Origin of the sequence: Frisingicoccus sp. (assembly GCF_048388605.1) — a bacterium.
Lineage (GTDB): Bacteria > Bacillota > Clostridia > Lachnospirales > Lachnospiraceae > Frisingicoccus.
The window spans coordinates 78,214-100,531 of the sequence record NZ_DBGCTU010000021.1 but is presented as its reverse complement, the minus strand read 5'-3'; the positions used below and the strand labels follow the sequence as shown (position 1 = coordinate 100,531).

17 protein-coding genes are annotated in these 22,318 nt (G+C 44.0%); all 17 read right to left on the bottom strand.

Annotated features, from left to right (window positions below):
* Positions 1-71: 71 nt before the first annotated feature.
* Positions 72-614, bottom strand: coding sequence for an amino acid ABC transporter permease (locus ACMN7X_RS04265; protein WP_418746252.1), 543 nt, complete (start codon positions 612-614; stop codon positions 72-74).
* A gap of 48 nt (positions 615-662) precedes the next feature.
* Positions 663-1,091 carry a secondary thiamine-phosphate synthase enzyme YjbQ gene (locus tag ACMN7X_RS04260; protein WP_418746251.1) on the bottom strand — a complete coding sequence of 143 codons (429 nt, stop codon included), beginning with the start codon at positions 1,089-1,091 and terminating at the stop codon, positions 663-665.
* Between the two features lies 1 nt (position 1,092).
* Positions 1,093-1,944, bottom strand: coding sequence for an amidohydrolase family protein (locus ACMN7X_RS04255; RefSeq protein WP_418746250.1), 852 nt, complete (start codon positions 1,942-1,944; stop codon positions 1,093-1,095).
* A gap of 21 nt (positions 1,945-1,965) precedes the next feature.
* The gene (locus ACMN7X_RS04250; protein WP_418746249.1) at positions 1,966-2,775 is read right to left on the bottom strand and encodes a PfkB family carbohydrate kinase; all 810 of its coding nucleotides are present in this window, start codon (positions 2,773-2,775) and stop codon (positions 1,966-1,968) included.
* A gap of 258 nt (positions 2,776-3,033) precedes the next feature.
* Positions 3,034-5,715 carry a DEAD/DEAH box helicase family protein gene (locus ACMN7X_RS04245; protein ID WP_418746248.1) on the bottom strand — a complete coding sequence of 894 codons (2,682 nt, stop codon included), beginning with the start codon at positions 5,713-5,715 and terminating at the stop codon, positions 3,034-3,036.
* Positions 5,716-5,736: 21 nt separating this feature from the next.
* Positions 5,737-6,582: an Rpn family recombination-promoting nuclease/putative transposase gene (locus ACMN7X_RS04240; protein WP_418746247.1), complete on the bottom strand. Its 846-nt coding sequence runs from the start codon at positions 6,580-6,582 to the stop codon at positions 5,737-5,739.
* A gap of 268 nt (positions 6,583-6,850) precedes the next feature.
* A complete protein-coding gene (locus tag ACMN7X_RS04235; RefSeq protein WP_418746246.1) occupies positions 6,851-7,672 on the bottom strand; it encodes an alpha/beta fold hydrolase in 822 nt (273 codons plus the stop codon).
* Between the two features lie 127 nt (positions 7,673-7,799).
* Positions 7,800-8,375 carry a Fic family protein gene (locus tag ACMN7X_RS04230; protein WP_418746245.1) on the bottom strand — a complete coding sequence of 192 codons (576 nt, stop codon included), beginning with the start codon at positions 8,373-8,375 and terminating at the stop codon, positions 7,800-7,802.
* Positions 8,376-8,569: 194 nt separating this feature from the next.
* Positions 8,570-11,194, bottom strand: coding sequence for a pyruvate, phosphate dikinase (gene ppdK, locus ACMN7X_RS04225; protein WP_418746244.1), 2,625 nt, complete (start codon positions 11,192-11,194; stop codon positions 8,570-8,572).
* 100 nt (positions 11,195-11,294) lie between these two features.
* The gene (locus ACMN7X_RS04220; RefSeq protein WP_418746243.1) at positions 11,295-12,683 is read right to left on the bottom strand and encodes a glycine--tRNA ligase; all 1,389 of its coding nucleotides are present in this window, start codon (positions 12,681-12,683) and stop codon (positions 11,295-11,297) included.
* Between the two features lie 105 nt (positions 12,684-12,788).
* Positions 12,789-13,547: a DNA repair protein RecO gene (gene recO / locus ACMN7X_RS04215; RefSeq protein ID WP_418746242.1), complete on the bottom strand. Its 759-nt coding sequence runs from the start codon at positions 13,545-13,547 to the stop codon at positions 12,789-12,791.
* 8 nt (positions 13,548-13,555) lie between these two features.
* On the bottom strand, positions 13,556-14,467 hold the full coding sequence (gene era / locus ACMN7X_RS04210) for a GTPase Era (protein ID WP_418746241.1): 912 nt from the start codon (positions 14,465-14,467) through the stop codon (positions 13,556-13,558).
* A 15-nt stretch (positions 14,468-14,482) separates the two neighbouring features.
* Positions 14,483-17,518 (bottom strand): insulinase family protein, encoded by a 3,036-nt coding sequence (locus ACMN7X_RS04205; RefSeq protein WP_418746240.1) that lies wholly within the window; start codon positions 17,516-17,518, stop codon positions 14,483-14,485.
* Between the two features lie 59 nt (positions 17,519-17,577).
* Entirely contained in the window at positions 17,578-18,282 is a 705-nt protein-coding gene (locus ACMN7X_RS04200) for an N-acetylmuramoyl-L-alanine amidase family protein (RefSeq protein ID WP_418746239.1), read from the bottom strand.
* A gap of 148 nt (positions 18,283-18,430) precedes the next feature.
* The gene (gene guaB, locus ACMN7X_RS04195; protein WP_418746238.1) at positions 18,431-19,882 is read right to left on the bottom strand and encodes an IMP dehydrogenase; all 1,452 of its coding nucleotides are present in this window, start codon (positions 19,880-19,882) and stop codon (positions 18,431-18,433) included.
* A 217-nt stretch (positions 19,883-20,099) separates the two neighbouring features.
* A complete protein-coding gene (groL, locus tag ACMN7X_RS04190) occupies positions 20,100-21,722 on the bottom strand; it encodes a chaperonin GroEL (protein ID WP_418746237.1) in 1,623 nt (540 codons plus the stop codon).
* Between the two features lie 38 nt (positions 21,723-21,760).
* Complete coding sequence (locus ACMN7X_RS04185) at positions 21,761-22,045, bottom strand: co-chaperone GroES (protein ID WP_132090948.1); 285 nt, start codon at positions 22,043-22,045, stop codon at positions 21,761-21,763.
* Positions 22,046-22,318 lie beyond the last annotated feature (273 nt).

Sequence of the window (22,318 nt, the reverse complement as noted above, 5' to 3'; positions counted from 1 at the left end):
GATCTGATGTGTTGATTTATCCATGAGATAATCCTCCTCTAAAAAACTTAGTTTTTTCAGAGTTGATTATCTCAGAAACTAGAAAAACTGGCACGGTACCTATGATTTACCGTATACGCGATAACCGATACAATTGACGTCTCTTTAATAAGCAAGATAAACTCATTACATAAGGACGGCAATACGTTTTTAATTGCCTGCGGGATAATGATATACCAGTTTGCCTGCATTTTTGACATTCCGATACACCGTGCCGCCTCCATCTGACCTTTATTTACCGCCTGCATACCTGCCCGCGTATGTTCGGCAATATAAACCGAACTGTTAACTGTCAGAGAAACAACCGCTGCCCAAAACTGAGGCAGAGACGTTGCTATACCATAATAAACAATGAATATCTGTACCATAACCGGTACGCCTCGGATAAAGTTGATCCAACCGTCAATAATCGAGCTGATAATCTTATAATTCTGCACACGTATCATTCCCAGTGCCACACCGACAACCGTTGCAAGAATCAATGTCCAGAATGCTAATTCCAGCGTTACTTTCAAACCATCAGCATAATAAAACCAATACTTACTTAAAAAACTAAAATTAAGACCAAAAATCATTTACTTTCCCCCTCACCCCGGAACGGCCTTTATCTATGCAGGAATTTCTTATTCGCCAATTACTTCAATAAAATATTTACGAATCTGCAGACCGTCCAGCTCAACAAAATAAATATTCTGTTCACTGCCGGTCATCATTTTTCCATCAATCACCGGAAACAGGCAATGATTTCCCGCCAACATGGCTTTTAAATGTCCCGGTGCATTGCCTGAACAGGTTCCATAGGTTGGGAGCATGTGGGTATGCACATACGGATAATCATTCGGAACCAGTCGATCCAGCTGCATTTCAATATCTTTTTCCACGCATGGAAGCGCTTCATTTACCATAATGCCGGTTGTGGTGTGTTTTGTAATAACAGCAACCAAACCGTTTTTAATGCCGCTCTCTTCCACGGCTTTTTTTACCTCATCCGTAATTTTGATCATCTCAAACTCTTTATGAGAAATAACCTGATTTTCTACAAGCTTAACCATATTAATCCTCCATTCCTAAGAAACGCACTGCATTTCCACCTAAAATCGCATCCATAACGTCTTCCCGAAGCGGAAGATTTTTAATGCCGGCCAAACTTCTCACATGGCGGAATCTCGGAGTATTCGAGCCGAACATCACCTTATCCTGGAAGCAATTCTGCAGCCAGTTCAAATTCATATTGACAGAGAACAAATGCTCATAATAATTTTTCGGTGAATCCATATAAACCATCGATGTATCCGCATAAACATTTGGATATTTCATCAGCATCATAATGGTTTCCTGCCACCATGGCCATCCCATATGGGCCAGGCAAAAACGCAGATCCGGATATTCTACAGCCACATCCTCAAAACGGATCGGCTCCGAAAACTTTGCCGGGGTGTTTGGCTCCCAACTGTATCCGGCGTGGAACATGATCGGTTTATTTTTATCCTGACAAATCTTATAAAGCGGTGCCAGACAGTCGTTATCCGGATACATATGCAGCCGCGAAAGATTCAATTTTAAACCGGCCAGCTTCAGTTCGTCAAAGGCCCGGATCAACTCTTCCTCTGCATCCTCCCGTCTCGGATCGACGCCTGCAAATCCAATAAAATGCTCCGGACTTTTTGCAACGATCTGCGCCATCTCATCATTGCTCACGATTGGCCGTCCGATTTCTGTCGAATAATCCTCCGGCAGAAATACAACCTTGTCAATCTTTGCATCTTTCAGCAATGTCAATTCGAAATCTAATGGCGTAATACCTGATTTAAATACGCCGAATTCTTTTCTGCGAAATTCAAAATCTTCCATATTACCATTAATTTCGTCAAGCAATACCGGATGTGAATGAATATCAATTACCATACTTATCTACTCCTTTACATTTTATTTTGTTAAATAAGGGTCAAAAACCGAAATCACCTGAGCAGCTCTCTCTGCGCCGCTGTGCATGCAGTCCAAAATCGGTTTTTCGTCAATCAGCGCCGCAATAAATCCGGCAAAATAGGAATCTCCAGCGCCCACTGTATTGACAACATTTTCCACCGGGACAATGTCCCCTTTATAAAATCTGGAACCATCATAGGCAATGGAACCGTTTTTTCCAAAAGTAGCGATCATCAGCTTTGTTCCAAGAGAACAGGCATATTTCAAAAACTCTTTGCCCTCTTCCAGATTATCTTCAAAGGATACCAGTCCGCAATCGATATTACTCAAAACATACTTCGTATCCGGATGATCTACTCCGTTGCTCAAATCAAAAAATACTTTAACGCCCCGTTTTCGTATTTCCTCCAGCCGCGGTATCAGCCGCCCGGTAAAATCGGTGTGCATCATATCATGCTGGCAAATGAAATCAATGCTCTCATCTGAAAATTCGTAATTGGCCATAATGCCCCGAACCGGTTCGCCATGAGTGCGGTCATTATTGATCAAATGTAATGGTACCCGAGGTGTCTGTCCTCCCGGAATGATCTCCAGGTGAGAGCAGTCAATTTCCCGTTCTTTAAAAGCTTTCAGAGACATCTTACCATAATCATCATCCGAAACCGCCGAAACAATTGAGGATGCCACATCATTCCGCATATCGAGGAGATTGAAAAGAACATCAACGCCGTTACCTGTTACATAGCATCTATTGTCGAAATCAGGATAATAATCAATGCAGACATAACCTGCCGCAGTAAACTTTACCATGTAATCTCTCCTTTAACATTTGTTTTCTGTACAATATGTATTATAACGTTATATATCTTTATATAACATGATATAACATTCTTGATACTTTGTCAATTAAAAGTGATTTATTTTTTGTTAAATTATTATAACGAATTTTTGTCAGATTGTAACAAAGATAGAGAAATTAACAAAAATTGGAAGAAAAAACGCCACTTTATAAAACAAGTGACGATTTTCTTCCTGAATTGTATTGTTATATAAATGCCGGTGACCGGCCTACTCAAATTCACCTTTAACACGTTTTTTCCCATGGAGGATTTTATCATTTTTATTCACAAAGGATTTTGTTCTGGCTTTGAGCAGCAGTCCCCGTCCCTCAGGATTTCTTGTATAAACGGCCTCATAAGGGCCGATGGCCTTCCGCATACAGGCTGCAAAACAGAGCGCATCTTCTTTTTTCTTCCCAAAAATATCCGGAATCGCATAGGACTCGCTCATCTTCCACCGCCCTTTCTTCAAAACCAGTAAATACCTCGGATTATCAATAACGCCCCAAAATTCCTCCAGACATTCCGCAAATAATGTTTTATCCCTTGTATTTCCGCCCTTCAAACAGGTAAAAACAGCCGCCTCGGCCTCCTCAGTCATCACCCGGCAATGCAGTGGTTCTTCCAGTTTCCCGGTTTGCATCAGGGCATCCAGTATGCCGCAGGCCGCTTTTTTCATCCTTTTTTGCGGCGTACACAAACTTCCTATCCGATAGCCATATTTGCATATTCCGAAAAAAGACGCCGCCATTGCGATATAGATTATAATCCCCGGCAAAAAAAGATTTTCTGCCGATGCACTCCCAAAAGCGCGGATCAGAATTGAAAAAATAAATAAAATAACAGAAATAATCTCAATAACGACTGCATTCAGGAACAGATAGCCGGGTTCCAATATTTTTTTATCAACTTCCTCGACCTCTTCCACCCGCATATCATCATAGATAACCTTTAAATCATTTTTCCAGGTTTCCCGAAGTCCTTTTCTGTCACCGGCAATTTTCATTGTCCTTTGGTTACATCTCTCGATATCCTTTCGGGAATCCAGATTTTTCTCCAGGCCGAGCCGTTCAATGCCGCTTTCGATCACCCCATCCAAGGCAGATACTCCCAGAAATGCTTCAAACCGCCGTTTTAAAGTTTCATAATCCCCTGAAAGTTCTCCGCTGCTTTCGAGCCCGGTCGGGAACACACAGGCCAGATGCCAGATATTGCTTGTCTTATCCGGCTGGTCTTTAAAAACACGAATAGCCCTTCCCCGCATCTGATTGCTGAGCATAAAGGAACCGACATAGGTCGCCAGGATCAGAGAATTGATGCACGGTGAATCCCATCCCTCACCCAACAGAGATTTTGTCCCCACCAGCACATTGATCTGCCCGCAGGTGAACAATTCCGTGATCATGGAAACGATATGATGACCGCTGCCTTTGACCGACACCCTGCTGTAGCCCGTATCACCAAGCGGTGTCAGACTGCCTTCGCACCCATATTTTCCAAACAAAGGATTTAATGCCTCATAAGCATCCGAAGGCACGATAACCACACTGCCGCTCAAAACGCCAAGGCGTACGCCCCGCAGTTCCCTTCTTCGGATATATTCAAATATGGGAACAGCTCCAAGTTCTCCCGGCGTTTTATCCGCATTGCCGACCATCGACAGCATTTCTTTTTTTATAAAATCACATAGAATTAAAAGGCGCAGCTCGCTGCCAAGGCTCTCATATTCGGCCTCGACAATATCATTGATGCTGTCCAGCTTTCCCTTGCTGGAAACAAGAAGCTTTGCGACTTTATCATTATTGGTGAGCTGTACTTTATTTCTATGAATACACCCTGCGGATTTCAGATGCCCGATCAATTCTTCCCGGTAAACCTTATCGCAGGGATAAGCCTCCGTATCCTCATATAAAAAGCCCTGCAAAAGCGTTTCCATCCAGCCGTTATCTAATTTCGGGAAATTTCCCTTTGTACCGGTTAGTTCTATAAGATATCCGGAAAAAGGCACTCCGGCCGCATGCAGGAATATTAAGATCGATGAAAAATATTTCGGCCGATCTAAGAAAAATTCGCTGTATTCTTCCGGATCAAGAATTCCTCTGTGATTGGCAACCATACGGATAAATTCTCTGTCATGGGACAACTCTTCAACGACAATCTTTGTCCGCTCCGTATACTCCTTAACGATGCGAATTTCATCATCCTTCGGCCAGTTAAAATATACATAATCCTGATGAGGGCATAAACTGCCTTCCTTCACCAGTTCGGGGGTAAAGATTTCTTCATCAATAGGACCGCACAAATCCGTGTACCGCTTCCACTGGGCCGGCGTGCTGTCATAGGGCGGTGTCGCTGTCAGCGATATCACAGCCATATCCGGCATTTCTTTGATAAAACTTTCCAGCGCTTTCCACCATTCGCTGCGCAAATGATGAGCTTCATCCAGACAGATCGTCCGAATCCCCGCTGCCTTTACTGCCTCAAAAATATCAAAATTCTGATAATCAACCACTTCTCCCCGGTCTTCTTCACCGCTTTCCGTTTCTTCTTTTAAAACGCCCGCATAATGCTTCATCGCACTGTGAAGCGCCTGATAGGTGATCACCGTCACGGGGCGGATGTTTCTCAGATCATTTGAAAACCATTCTTCCACGGCATAACCTTCCTGCAAAAAGCCTTCTGCCATTCTCTCAAGCCATTGCTGCCGGATGGTAATACTCGGCGATAAAATAAGACACGGCGCGCCAAGCCTTCGAATCAACTCAATTCCCAACGTTGTCTTCCCCGACCCCGGTGCGGCAACAATATGTATTTTTCCATCCGCAAGGTATTTTTCACCATTGTCCAATACCCGCTTCTGATAAGTTCTCCATGTACCTTGAAATTGTAAAACACCATCAAATATATTCATTTTATATCTCCAAATTTGAAGTTATTTCTGCATTTCTTTTAAAATTTCTTCATCGCTGAATTCTGGAAATGTATGGACCAAATTTACTATCTGTTCAATAGTTCCAATATTTTCTTCAAGAATATCCGCAATAGCTTCAACAGACAAATTCTTAGCCAATTTCTTTCGAACAAGAGCAATATTATTTAAAAGTCTTCCTTCCGCTCGTCCCAGTTCCTGGTTTTCCTGGTCCCTCATAAATAATGTCATATATTCTCGCCTCCATTCCAAATTTTCCCTGGCCTTTTTAATCTCATTATCTAACAATGTGATAAATGTATTTTCGGATAATGTGCCATTATTTATGTATGATAAGAATGCTCTAAGAGTTGCATTTAAACCAGATAAATCGCCTTTGGAATTCAAAAAAATTTTTAGTGTACCGTCTTCGAGTGGAATATCCGGCTCCTCAATGCAGCGATTCTCAAATGTGTATTTACATCGATTGCGTCCAAATAAATCAAAACAACAAATGAAAATAACATAACTTTGATTAAGATTTTTGTACGAATCACCTTTTTCAATAAGATTTAAGTCAATCATCCCCTGATAATATCTGCTTCGTTTCGGCAGATTATCTCTTTTTACCGGCTGCATCTCTATGTTGTAAATAACATCCTTCGTATCTTTAACATAGACATCCAGTCGCACACTCTTGGAATCAGCAGTCATATCAATAACTTTTTGCTCTTCCGGATATTCGATACGTTCAATTTTGATATCCAAAATAGCCTCAATCATTTGTTTGCAGATTTCCGGATTCCGCATTACCTTTCCAAAAAGGAAATCATCGGTAATATCCAGGTTCTCCCATGTTTTAAGGTACATAATATTTTCTCCTTTTCTCACATTTACATTTTCCTGCTTTTGTATATTAGGGAGATTACCTGACGTATATTTATATTTTCTTCATTTGTATATTCACATTATATTTGAAACCAAAAAAGAAGTAAACCATTTTTCTGCACTAACAAATTACGGAAATGACACTGAAAAGATAAACCCTCAGCGCCATTTTGGGTGAAAAAAGGAAGGGCATCCTTCCATATGGGAATTAAAAACTCATATTTGTGGGACGCCCTCTTTTTTCAATGTCTTATTTTTCAATAAATGCTTTGATTGCTGCAGCCGCCTTGTCCGGCACCTCAACCGGAAGCATATGTGTAACGCCAGGGAAAGGAATCACTTCGACATCCGCGCTGGAATGTTCCTTCAGGAAATCCGGCGATGCCTGTGGGTAAAGACCTAATTCCGGTATCATATAAAGCAGAGGAACCGTAATGTCTTTCACAATCGGACGGTAATCCATAACAAACATGGAATGCCACAAACAGGTCAGAACATGTTCACTGTTAACACCTAAAAGTCCCGGTGCGACAAGATCCTTCAACGCTTCTGGCAACGCCGCCATAGCCGGTAAAACGATGCGGTAAAACCGCCACATGAAATCGGCAATATTCTGTTCGAGCAATTCCATATCACTCTCTAAATCAGCATAGACATATTGTCCCTGGGCACAGCCGCCCTTCCATTCATCGTCACTCAAAAGCTTCGGACTCATATCAATAACAACGGCCTTTTTGATTCGATCACAGCCGAACTGCTGCACATAACTGTAAATGGTCGCACCGCCCATGGAGTGGCCGACCAAAATAACATCATGCAAATCCAAATACTCGATCAGCTCCCGCAGGTCACGACCCAACTGCGGAAGGGTCAGACCCTTTGTCGGCCTGGACGACGCGCCATGGCCCCTCTGATCATAACAAATACACTGATAATCCTTTTTCAAAATATCGATGATCGGTTTCAAATGCTGTGTCGATCCGGACCACCCGTGCATAAATATAATCGGCTGCCCCTCTCCATGAATCTCATAATACATTTTTGCATAGTCCTGCATTGCTAAATATGGCATTATTACCACTCCTTTTTTGTTTTTTCTATTCGTTCATTAATATTATGCTATCACTCTTTGATATTTTTGTCAATAATACTGCATTTACATGTATGCTTTTTGTGAAAATTTAACAATAGATTCTGCATTATACGTTTTCAGTAATCCCGTGTATCGCATTTTCATACAAAAAATCTTTCAGTTCATCCTTTTTACCCGTGTTATAATACTCCAATAAAAGAATATTAAACTGTTCTATATACTTATCTGTAATTGTCAATATCCCTGCTCCCGCCATTATCAAAATCTTGTTTGCAAGCATAAGACTTGTCCGTTTATTTCCATCCCAGAAGAACTGTCCTCTTGTTCCCCATGTAAATGCGTTTAGCGCCTTCTCTGTAGCAGTTGTATCATCCCGCAAGATAGCCTGCAGTTCTTGTTCCGTATCCTGCTTTTTGGGAATTGGGGGGAGGTACTCTGTCCCTGATATGCCAATATTTCCTGTGCGCAGCTTTCCCCATTCAAGGGCTTCATTTCTGGCAATAAACTCATTGAGTTTGCACCAATATTCAAACGTCAGCGGTTCCTTTATTGTATTTAAAAGATACTTCCATGCATCCCTCATATTCAAAATCGCCTGGATATCATCAAGCTGTATGCCTGGCACGTTCACCCCGTCCAATATCGTCCTGGTCTGCGGAAATGTTACTGCCCGGTTCTCCATTCTCATGCCACATTATAACACCTGTTTTAATAATAAGCCAGAAAAACTATTGATGTTAAGTTTTCCCGTCTTGCAATATGAATAAAAATAAGACCTCATACAATGGTAAACCACTTGTACAAGGTCTTTATTTCATATTTTAGGGCAAGTTTTTTTGGCTAAACTGTGCTGCCCTTTAACATTATTCCATTATCCTATTTATCTGCGATTGCTGCCTGTGCTGCGGCCAGTCTTGCGATCGGCACACGGAATGGTGAACAGGAAACATAGTCCAAACCAATCTTATGGCAGAATTCTACGGAAGATGGGTCTCCGCCGTGTTCGCCGCAGATACCGATATGAAGATTTGGATTTACCGGTTTTCCTAACTGGATAGCCATATCCATTAACTTGCCGACACCCTTCTGGTCGAGCTTAGCAAACGGATCGCTCTCAAGGATCTTAGCTTCATAATAAGCATCAAGGAACTTGCCGGCATCATCACGGGAGAAACCGAAGCACATCTGAGTCAGATCGTTTGTACCGAAGCAGAAGAAATCAGCTTCTGTAGCAATCTCATCGGCGGTCAGACAAGCTCTTGGAATCTCAATCATCGTACCAACTTCATATTTCAGGTCGATACCGGATGCAGCAATTTCAGCATCGGCTGTCTCAACAACAAATTTCTTTACATATTTTAATTCTTTAATTTCGCCAACCAGCGGAATCATGATCTCCGGAACAATTGTCCAATCCGGATGAGCCTTCTGAACATTGATCGCTGCACGGATAACTGCTCTTGTCTGCATTACGGCAATTTCAGGATATGTTACAGGCAGACGGCATCCACGATGTCCCATCATAGGGTTGAATTCATGGAGACCCTGAATGATACCTTTAATTGTCTCAACGCTCTTGCCCTGAGCAGCAGCCAGTTTCTCAATGTCTTCTTCCTCTGTAGGAACGAATTCATGAAGCGGCGGATCCAGGAAACGGATAGTAACCGGAGTTCCCTCAAGAGCTTCGTATAATTTTTCAAAATCGCCCTGCTGATACGGGAGAATCTTTGCAAGAGCTGCTTCTCTTTCCTCAACGGTTTCAGAGCAGATCATTTCACGGAAAGCATCAATTCTGCCTTCGCCGAAGAACATATGCTCTGTACGGCAGAGGCCGATACCTTCTGCGCCAAGCTCGCGGGCCTTTTTAGCGTCAGCCGGTGTATCTGCATTTGTACGAACTTTCAGTACTCTGTATTTATCGGCCCATCCCATGATACGACCGAATTCTCCGGCGATCGTAGCATCCACTGTAGGGATGATACCGGCATAAATATTACCTGTTGTACCGTCAATGGAGATTTCATCGCCTTCATGGTATTCTTTTCCGGCCAGTGTGAATCTCTTATTCGCTTCATCCATAACGATATCGCCGCATCCGGATACGCAGCATGTACCCATACCACGGGCAACAACCGCTGCATGGGATGTCATACCGCCGCGGACTGTCAGAATACCCTGAGCAGCTTTCATACCTTCGATATCTTCCGGTGATGTCTCAAGACGGACAAGAACAACCTTTTCGCCTCTTGCAGCCCATTCTTTGGCATCATCCGCGGAGAAAACAATCTTACCGCAGGCAGCTCCCGGAGAAGCGCCGAGGGCTTTTCCTACAGGAACAGCCGCTTTCAATGCAGCCTGATCAAACTGAGGATGCAAAAGTGTATCCAGGTTACGAGGGTCGATCATTGCTACCGCTTTTTCTTCTGTGATCATGCCCTCATCAACAAGGTCACACGCAATCTTTAAAGCAGCCTGAGCTGTTCTCTTGCCATTACGTGTCTGCAGCATATAGAGATGTCTGTCTTCAATGGTAAATTCCATATCCTGCATATCTCTGTAATGATCTTCCAGAGTATGGCAGATGCCTACGAACTGTTCGTAAACTTCCGGCATAACTTCCTTTAACTGATCGATCTTCTGCGGTGTACGAACGCCGGCAACAACGTCTTCGCCCTGAGCGTTCATAAGGAATTCACCCATCAGATGTTTTTCACCGGTCGCAGGATCACGGGTAAACGCAACACCGGTACCGGATGTCTCACCCATGTTACCAAAAGCCATCATCTGTACATTAACGGCTGTACCCCAGGAATAAGGGATATCATTATCACGACGATATACGTTTGCACGCGGGTTATCCCAGGAACGGAATACGGCTTTGATCGCGCCCATCAACTGCTCCTTCGGATCTGTTGGGAAATCAACGCCGATTTTTTCTTTATATTCTGCTTTAAACTGATTTGCAAGTTCATGGAGATCGTCCGCATTCAGTTCAACGTCCTGCGTTACGCCTTTTTCTTCTTTCATCTTATCAATCAGTTCTTCAAAATATTTTTTACCTACTTCCATAACTACATCAGAGTACATCTGGATGAATCTTCTGTAGCAGTCCCATGCCCAACGTGGGTTTCCGGATTTTGCGGATAAAACTTCAACAACTTCTTCATTTAAACCAAGATTCAGAATCGTATCCATCATACCCGGCATAGATGCTCTTGCGCCGGAACGAACAGAAACAAGCAATGGATTTTCTTTATCGCCAAATTTCTTGCCCGTGATGGCTTCCATCTTAGTGATGGCTTCCATAATCTGTCCCATGATCTCATCATTAATAGCCTGTCCATCCTCATAATACTGTGTACAAGCTTCTGTTGTAATTGTGAAACCCTGCGGAACCGGAAGTCCAAGGTTTGTCATTTCAGCAAGGTTTGCGCCTTTACCGCCAAGGAGTTCGCGCATGTTGGCATTACCCTCGGTAAACATATAGACCCATTTGTTCATCGGTCATTCCTCCTAAATGATTATTTTATTTTGTATTTTGTATTTTATTAAATACAATTTATATGTTAATCTTATAACATAACCCCGTTTTAGTCAAGGATTAGAACTGCATCTTTTCTTCAAAATATGCTGTCAGCTCCTCAATCTTAATACGCTCCTGCGCCATGCTGTCCCTGTCTCTGACAGTCACGCAGCCGTCCTCCTCGGACTCGAAATCATAGGTCACACAATATGGCGTACCGATCTCATCCTGACGGCGATAACGCTTGCCGATATTCCCTCTGTCATCATACTCACAGTTATATTTTTTGCTGAGCATTTCAAATACTTTCTCAGCGCCCGCATTTAATTTTTTGGATAACGGCAGGACGCCAACCTTCACCGGTGCCAGCGCCGGATGGAAATGAAGAACTGTACGCATATCGCCGCCCTCAAGTTCTTCTTCATCATAAGCGCCGCAAAGGAAAGCCAGAACAACACGGTCCGCTCCCAATGACGGTTCGATCACATATGGAATATATTTTTCTTTTTTCTGATCATCAAAATAAGTCAGATCCACATTGGATACATTCTGATGCTGTGTCAGATCATAATCTGTTCTGTCCGCAATACCCCAAAGCTCGCCCCATCCAAACGGGAAGAGGAACTCGATATCGGAAGTCGCCTTGCTGTAGAAGGATAATTCTTCTTTATCATGATCCCGAACACGCATCTCTTCTTCTTTCATGCCGAGAGATTTGAGCCAGTTGATACAGAAATCTTTCCAGTATGCGAACCATTCCAGATCCGTATCCGGTTCACAGAAGAATTCCAGTTCCATCTGCTCAAATTCGCGGGTACGGAACGTAAAGTTGCCCGGTGTGATTTCATTTCTGAAGGATTTACCGATCTGCCCGATACCGAAAGGAATTTTCTTACGGGATGTTCTCTGTACATTTTTAAAGTTTACAAAAATCCCCTGGGCTGTCTCAGGTCTCAGATAAACTGTATTTTTTGCATCTTCCGTAACACCCTGGAAGGTCTTAAACATCAGATTGAACTGACGGATCTCAGTAAAATTATGGGCGCCGCAGGTCGGACATGGAATCTTATGTTCTGCAATAAAATTCTGCATTTCCTCATTGGACCATCCATCCACGGAGGTTGTCAGCTCGATCCCATTCTCAGCGCTGAAATCTTCGATGATCTTATCGGCACGGAAACGTTCGTGGCACTCTTTACAGTCCATCAGCGGATCTGAGAATCCGCCAAGATGGCCGGAAGCTACCCATGTCTGAGGATTCATAAGAATCGCACAGTCAACGCCGACATTATATGGATTCTCCTGAATAAATTTCTGCCACCATGCACGTTTTACATTATTTTTTAACTCCACGCCGAGATTGCCGTAATCCCATGTATTGGCAAGACCGCCGTAAATCTCAGAGCCCGGATATACAAATCCTCTTGCCTTTGCCAAAGCAACAATTTTTTCCATTGTCTTTTCCATAATGTTTATACCTCACTCAATTCTTTTCGCTTGTTTTATTGTATCCTTTATCCATTCTTTTTTCAAGATTTTTTATGGGAACAAGCTGCCCAAAATTGATTTCCTTCAAAATCCCCCGACATTTTCCATAATATTCAAAATTTCCAGGGATTTAAATATTTTGTCAATATGCTCCCTTATGTAATGCTCCATCATTTTTTGAAGCTGATGCAGAACCTCCGATGAAACATTAAACGTATACAGCTTTTCAATCGGCGCTGTAATAATATACTGGGCCGCATAGAGGGCCGATGGATTTAAGGGCAGCACCTGCCCGGCCTCCGGGAGACATTTATCGCAGACAACGCCGTTCCTTCCCGGGCTGAAATGTTCCAGTCCCTTCTCCGTCCCGCAGCATATACAGTGAAAGCACTCGGGATATTCCCCATTAACAACAAAGATCCTCAGCTCGTAAATGACCCGGATCAACGCCGGAGGCACCGAATCTCTGCACAAGATCCGCAGTGTCTGATAGAGAAGCTTTAACAGCTCGACTTCATTGTTGTTTTCCCGCGCATAATATCCGGCCATTTCCAGAAAATAGGACGCATAACAGGCCCTCAGCGGTTCTCTGGGAATGGCCTCAAAATAATTTGAAATTTCCGCGGACACAAGGGTATAGGCATTTCTGCCTTCAATCACCCGAAAAGTGCCGAAGGCAAAAAGCTGTGTTCCGGCCAGCATGGCGCTGTACTGGCGTCTGGCCCCGCGGGCAAAGGCTGTAATCTTTCCCCGCTCCTTCGTCAGCAACACTACCCGCCTGTCATATTCATTTACCGGAGAAGTCCCGATCACCATCCCGGTGACCGCCGTCGATTCTATCATCCTATCACCTAATACTCATTTTTATCATAACCGAAATTTTTTATCAAAAAATCACTGTCCCGCCAGTCCTTCTTCACCTTCACCCAAAGCTGCAGATTGACCTTTGTGTCCAGCAGGTTTTCAATCTCAAACCGGGCGTTCTGCCCGATCTGCTGAAGCATCCGCCCCTGCTTTCCGATGATCATGCCCTTGTGAGAATCCTTCTCGCAGACAATCGTCGCATGAATATCCATAATATGTCCGTGGCGCCGCATCTTCATGGATTCTATGGAAACGGCAATGCCGTGGGGTACTTCCGCATCCATCAGCCGCAGTACCTTCTCACGGATCAGTTCGGCCACGATCTGCCGCTCCGGCTGATCCGTCACCACATCATCATCATAAAACTTCGGCCCTTCCGGCAGATATTTCATAATTGAAGCAATAACGTCCTTACAATTTTCACCGGTAAAGGCGCAGCATGGAATAATTTCCGCAAAGTCCATCAAACCGCCGTATACCTTCATCACTTCAAACAATTCTTCTTTTTTTACCATATCCATTTTATTGATGATCAAAAGAATCGGTGTTTTTGTTTTTTTAAGCTGTTCAATAATATGCTGCTCTCCGGCCCCCACGAAGGTGGACGGCTCCACAAGCCATAATACCACGTCCACTTCATTCAGCGTCCGTTCAGCCACCGTCACCATATATTCGCCTAATTTATTTTTCGCCTTATGGATTCCGGGCGTATCAAGAAAGACAATCTGTCCCTCCTCACTTGTGTAGACGGTTTGAATCCGGTTTCTCGTTGTCTGAGGCTTATTGGATGTAATGGCTATCTTCTGTCCGATCAGCTGATTCATCAGCGTGGATTTGCCCACATTCGGGCGCCCGATCAGCGTGACAAAGCCGGATTTAAAATGCTTTTTTTCTATCATTGCGTACTCTCCTTATCAGGCTCCAGCCAAAGGTTCTATTTTCTGGAACATGTCTTTATTTTCCTGTATTTTTGACCCATTTCCCACAACGCACCGAAGATTTGCGCGAACCACGGCGTCCACGATCCCATGAAGGCTGCGGATCGTCTCCACATCCGCATGAAGCAGTTCATAGCGATGCTTTTCCAGCTTTTCATAGGAAGTATGGGAAAGCCATGCGCCCAGAGAACGCGCCCCCTTATCCGAAGCGCCCAATGGAATATCGATTCCGCTGACCGCGCCGATGATAAATTTCCGCATTGTCCGTTCATCCGCTTCAAAGTTTTTCACATAATCCGCAGCGCCCTCATAAACCTCATAGGTTTCCCGCAGATTCGGGTCCCTATAGGATGTAAAATAACCGGTACCGTTCGGCGAAAAACCGCACATACAGCCATAGGCTCCGCCCTGAACTCTCAGCCGGATCCAGAGATAATCATAATTCATCATCACTTTTAAGACATTTAAAGCGCCGTGGTAGGCATAACCCGCTTTGGAAAAATCTCCGGCGCAGGCGTCATACTGCACCATACCCGCGGTTGTATAGGCTTCCGCTTGAATTCCCTCCATCGACCGGCGCAATGCGGATTTTACCTCCGCCGATATGCCGTCCTCTTTTTTCAGATCGTTATTATCCGCGCCGGACACCCGATCGTTCACTGCAGACTTCTGTCCGTCTGACTCAGACATTCGTCCGCTCATTTCATCTAAAATCGGATGGAGAAGCGCCGCCATCTCCCCGGCCAGAGCTTCAAAGGAAACCCCGGAGCAGGTAATATCCATCAAAAGATTTTCTTTTCGGAAAATGAGCATCGCCGTCTCTTTCAGAGCCCCGACAATTCCTTCTTTTCGCTCATCAAAATGCTTATCCAGTTCCTCTATAAACCGGTAATAAGCCAGTCCTTCTTCATATTCCCTGTACATTCCCGCCAGAGATATAAAGCCGGTTGCCCGGTTCACGGCCACCATATGGCCGTTGCCGTTCATCATCATTTCAAGCCGGGATCTCAGCTGGCCGATAATTTCCTTCAGCCGCTTCGTATCCGACAGCCTGCTCTCCGACATAATCTCCGCCATCAATTCTATACCGTCCGAAAACTCAGGGACAAGCGCCTTCATAACGACTTCCATTTTCGGATATAAAATATCGGTGCTACCCTGCTCGGTGTAAATATTCGTATTTACCCGTATTCCGCCGGTATGAATGTTGATCTCATCGGCCAGCTCCGTATAATTGTGCTTTTCCGTATCCACATTGCCGAAAACCGAAGATAAAAGGCCGATATACGGTATCTTTTCAAAAGGCACACAGCCTGTATCAAATACCCATTTGACATAGGCGATCCCGCGGCTCTCCACATCATGGCAGAGCACCGGGAAGCCCTGAATTTCTTTATACTGATTATAAAACGGCTGCGGCTTCGGCTCAATATCCTTAATCTCAAGAATCGGTATCTTTGCCAGATCCTCTGCCGGAGAAGGTTCCTCCTGATATCGTTTTAAATCCTTCGTCTGCCGCACCATAGCTTCCAGCTCAGCTTCCGATAAACCGGCTTTATATGCAGCCAGCTTTTCTTCCGTCTCCGCCTCTGTTTTTTCAGTAAGTCCCTTTTCCGGCGCCAGAATAAGCAGAGAACTGTGATCATTATCCAGAAGATATGTTTGGATCAACTGTTCAAAATAGCCCTTATCCACATTTTCCTTTAATTTTTCAAAGGTATCGCCGGCCTGAATATGGATAAACGGCTTTGTTTCATCATAAAGCCAGCTGTCCATCATCTGAAGGCCGTACATAAGTCCGGCCGGATACCGCCCGAAGTCGCCCTCCCGATACTTAAACTCATAATAATTAATCGCCGCCATCAGAGATTTCCGGTTAATGCCTTTTTCAACAAGGCCCGTCAATGTCTCCCGGATGATCTTAAGAAAAGCCTCTTTCTGCTCTGCCTCCGCATTTTTTACAATAATGCACATATACGGCTGCAAAACGCCGTTGTCCAGTTCCCCAAAAACATCCTTGCCGATGCCGCTCTCCAAAAGGGCTTTTTTCAGCACCGCCCCCGGCGAGGACATGAGCACATACTCCAGTACCTGCATAGCCAGATACAATTCTCTGTCCAAACTTGTGCCGACAACCACATTGTAACTTAAATAGGTATTTTCTCTCAGCTCCCCATCATCGCTGACGGCAAAGGAAGCCCGTACTTCCCGCATCTTCTCAAAAGGCTGCTGCATCCTTATGGCCGAATCCACGGTAATATTGTCATAATGACTCAAATAGTGCTCATCAATAAAACGCAATTTTTCTTCCACATCCATATCGCCGTAAAGATAGAACCAGGCATTGGACGGATGATAATATTGTCTGTGGAAATCCAGAAACTGTTCATAACTCAAATCCGGAATATTGACCGGGTCGCCGCCGGATTCCACGCCGTAGGTCGTATCCGGATAAAGCGTCTGACTGATCTTGCGGAAAAGCACCTGCTCCGGCGAGGAAAATGCGCCTTTCATTTCATTGTATACAACGCCGTTATATTTTAAAGGACTGTCCACACTTTCCAGCTCATAATGCCAGCCCTCCTGAAGAAAAATCTCTTTATGCTGATAAATATTCGGACGGAATACCGCATCCAGATAAACATGCATCAGATTCTGAAAATCCGTATCATTGCAGCTTGCCACCGGGTAAACCGTCTTATCCGAATAAGTCATGGCATTTAAAAAGGTATTTAAAGAGCCCTTCACCAGTTCCACAAAAGGGTCCTTCACCGGAAACTCCTCCGAACCGCAAAGTACCGAATGTTCTAAAATATGAGCCACGCCTGTACTGTCCTTTGGCGGCGTGCGGAAAGCCACATGGAATACCTTATTGATATCCTCGTTGGACAATACAGCCACGCGGGCCCCGCTCTTTTTGTGTTTCAAAAGCCATGCTTCGGACTTTAGTTCCTCAATATATGTCCTTTCCAGAATCGAATATGTTTCTGGTATTTTCACTGTCTGATTCATACATCAACCTCCATTTATTATATAAACTGTACCATATTCCCATGATTTATACAACCGGATCACTGACGGCTTTTCTCAGTTCGGATCCACACCTTCACATCGTCAATAAAAGTGTCCCAGGCTTCCTCATGCTCCACATAATATTTCGGACAGATCTTTCCCGTCACATCATAATGCCGGATAACATTTTTCGGCGAAACATCCAGATACATGCAGAGCCACCCTGTCAGATTGACCAGCGTACTATATGTATGATCATTAAATTTACCGTCCGCTGTTTCGTGGCAGACTTCTATGGAAACCGTATCTGAATTGCGTTCGTTTGAGCAATAGGCAATTTCATTCGTAGGAATACACTGGATGACCTCGCCCTCAAGTCCGACAATAAAATTACTGCTGGCATAGGTTTCCCCGCTGTCTTTTAATCCCTCAAAATAATCCCTGTTCGACTGAGCGCTGCTTCCCGGATTACCCACATAGTGAATGACAATGCCCCGCACACCATCGGATGGTATACACGGCCTTGAATACTCATTCGGAGTCAAAAGCTGCACATCAATATACGGCCGCCCGTCATCATAGGCCGGATCCGGCGTTCCATAAGGGCTTACCCGGTCATCCCGATGACATGCCCTGAAGATCAATCCGAATATAATGAGGATAATCAGTAACAGACATCCTAAAATCGCAAACAAACGCAGTTTTTCCTCATTTACACGCTTTATCTTTCTTATTTTTTTCTTTTTATTCCTGATGTCATCCACCCTCTCTCCTTCAGCGACAAAATTCTACATCCCATTTTATACCATATAATTTGACTTTTCAATAAATCTTCTCCGTAAGAAAAATAAGGTGCTGCCGATTGACAACACCTTAAATTCATTCTTATTTTATACTATGCAGCAGCGTCAATTAATCCACACTGTAGTTCGGAGCTTCTTTTGTGATCTGAATGTCATGCGGATGACTTTCTTTCAGGGATGCCGCGCTGATCTTAATGAAACGGCCATTATTTTTCAGTTCCTCAATATTCTTTGTACCGCAGTAGCCCATACCTGCCCGCAGACCGCCGATCAACTGGAATACGGTATCTTCAACAAGGCCCTTATAAGCCACACGGCCCTCAACGCCCTCCGGTACTAACTTCTTGGCATCCGCCTGGAAATAGCGGTCTTTGCTGCCGTTTTCCATGGCGGCAATGGAACCCATGCCGCGGTATACTTTATATTTTCTTCCCTGATAAAGTTCGAAATCTCCAGGGCTCTCATCACAGCCCGCAAACATGCTGCCCATCATGCAGACATCAGCTCCGGCTGCAATCGCTTTCGTCACATCGCCGGAATATTTGATACCGCCGTCAGCGATCAGCGGAATACCATATTCTTTAGCCACAGAATAGCAATCCATAACCGCGGAAATCTGAGGCACACCGATACCGGATACTACACGGGTCGTACAAATAGAACCCGGTCCGATACCAACCTTTACAGCGTCAACACCGGCTTCGATCAAAGCCCGGGTCGCATCTGCCGTTGCCACATTACCGGCGATCACCTGCAGATCAGGAAAAGCCTCCTTCAGCATACGAACGCAGTTGAGCACATTGGCGGAATGTCCGTGGGCGGAGTCGATAACGACCACATCCACTTTGGCTTTCACTAAAGCTTCCGCCCGCTCCAGAATATTCTGGGTAACGCCCAAAGCGGCGCCGCAGAGCAGACGGCCCTGAGAATCCTTCGCGGATAACGGATATTTAATCTGCTTTTCAATATCTTTAATTGTAATTAAACCTTTTAAATTGAAATTATCATCCACAATAGGGAGTTTTTCGACACGGGCCTTTGCCAGGATCGCCTTCGCTTCCTCAAGCGTTACGCCTTCCTTCGCCGTGATCAGATTTTTTGAAGTCATGCACTCGGAAATCTTTTTGGAAAAATCTGTTTCAAACTTCAGATCACGATTTGTGATAATGCCGACCAGCTTGCCATTGTCCGTGATTGGAACACCGGAAATACGGAATTTGGCCATCAGCATGTCCGCGTCTCCCAATGTATGTTCGGAAGATAATGAAAATGGGTCGGAAATAACACCGTTCTCTGAACGTTTTACCTTATCAACCTCTTCTGCCTGTGCCGCAATAGACATATTTTTATGAATAATACCGATACCGCCCTGTCTGGCCATCGCGATCGCCATACGATGTTCTGTTACAGTATCCATACCTGCACTCATTAATGGCACATTCAGAACAATCTTCTTAGTTAAATGTGTCTGAATGTTTACCTGATTTGGAATTACTTCCGAATACGCCGGAACAAGAAGCACGTCGTCAAAGGTAATGCCTTCACCGATAATTGTACCCATTCTTATCATCCTCTCTTTCTCACTATTTTATAGGTTTCTAAAGTATATCAACTCTTCCGACAAAAGTCAACATAAGGTTATCATAATAATTACTAAACTCTTTCTTAAGTTCTGCTAATAGGGATCTGAAAAAGGGAGACGCTCCGGCCGTCCCAATGGATGTTTAGAGTGTCTCCCCGATTTTATTTTTTTATGCTTACACAAATGGTCGATGGATTTACATCATTCCCATGCCGCCCTGTGGCATTGCCGGCATCGGATTATCGGATTTGATCTCTGCGACAACGGATTCTGTTGTGAGTAATGTGGAAGCAACGCTTGTAGCATTCTGAAGCGCGCTTCGTGTTACTTTTGCAGGGTCGATAATGCCCGCATCGATCATATTTACATATTCTTCTTTCAGTGCGTCGAAACCGATACCCGGTTCACTCTCGCGAACTTTATTGATGATCACAGCGCCTTCAAGGCCGGCATTTGCCGCGATATGGAACAATGGCGCTTCAAGCGCTTTAAGAACCACATTAGCGCCTGTCTTTTCATCTCCGCTGAGTTTGGCAGCCAGTTCGGCAACCTTCTTGGAAGCGTGAATATATGCGGAACCGCCGCCGCAGATAATACCCTCTTCAACGGCTGCACGGGTAGCTGCCAGGGCATCTTCCATACGAAGTTTCTTTTCTTTCATTTCTGTTTCCGTTGCAGCGCCGACTTTGATCACGCCTACGCCGCCGGAAAGTTTTGCAAGTCTTTCAAGCAATTTTTCTTTATCAAATTCAGATGTTGTCTCGCTGGCCTGAGTCTGAATCTGGCTGCATCTGGATTTAATAGCTTCCGGATCACCCATTCCGTCAACGATGATCGTGTTTTCTTTTTCAACTTTAACGGATTTTGCACGTCCGAGCATATCCATTGTGGCATCCTTTAATTCATAGCCGAGTTCCTCAGAGATCACTGTACCGCCTGTGAGGATAGCGATATCCTGAAGCATAGCTTTTCTTCTGTCGCCAAAGCCAGGTGCTTTCACGGCAACCACAGAGAATACACCTTTTAATTTATTCACAACAAGTGTTGCCAGAGCTTCGCCCTCAACATCTTCAGCGATGATCACAAGTTTGGAGCCTGTCTGTACGATCTGCTCCAGAACAGGAAGGATCTCCTGAATATTGGAGATTTTCTTATCTGTAATAAGAATATATGGATTATCCAGTTCGGCAACCATCTTATCCATATCGGTCGCCATATATGCGGACAGATATCCACGGTCAAACTGCATACCTTCAACTAATTCCAGTTCGGTCTGCATTGTCTTGGACTCTTCAATCGTAATAACACCATTGGTAGATACCTTTTCCATAGCTTCGGCAACCATTTCGCCCACATGTTCGTCACTTGCGGAAATTGCTGCAACTTTGGCAATCTGATTTTTGCCGTCGATAGTGGAACTCATATCTTTAATGGCCTCTACCGCACACTCAGTTGCTTTCTGCATACCTTTTCTGAGAATGATCGGGTTTGCGCCGGCAGCCAGGTTCTTCATACCTTCGTTGATCATCGCCTGTGCAAGAACTGTCGCTGTTGTTGTACCGTCACCGGCAACATCATTTGTTTTTGTTGCAACTTCTTTGACAATCTGAGCGCCCATATTTTCAAATGCGTCATCCAGCTCAATATCTTTTGCAATCGTTACACCATCATTTGTGATCAACGGAGTTCCAAAGGATTTATCCAAAACAACGTTTCTTCCTTTTGGTCCCAATGTTACACGAACTGTATCTGCCAACTGATTTACACCGGCTTCCAGAGCTTTTCTTGCCTCTGCGCCATATTTAATTTCTTTTGCCATATCTGTCTACCTCCAATATAATCCAATATAAAATAAAATTATTCTACAACAGCTAAAATATCTGACTGTCTGACAATAATAAATTCTTCACCTTCAAGTTTTACTTCTGTTCCGGCATATTTGGAATAAATAACTTTCTGTCCGACAGAAACTTCCATCTTTACTTCTTTGCCGTCAACAACTCCGCCCGGACCCACAGCGATAACTTCTGCTTCCTGCGGTTTTTCTTTAGCCTGACCGGTTAAAACGATACCGGATTTTGTTGTCTCTTCTGCTACAAGCTGTTTTAATACGACTCTGTCGCCCAATGGTACTAATTTCATATCTAAATTCCTCCTGACAATGCGTTTTTGCTTTATTAGCACTCACTTTCTTCGAGTGCTAACCACTGGATATATAATATTTTATTATGCGCCAATATGCAACCTGTAAAAGTCCCATATTTTTAAGTATATTCTCGTATATCTTTAATTATCTCTTCTTTTCTCTTGAAATCTCTCTTTTTTAATTTATTTTATCTGTGTCGGCCCTTTCCATCAAAAAAAGGATGTCAGCTCCCCGCTTCACATCCCTTTTCTGTCGTATATTTACTCTCC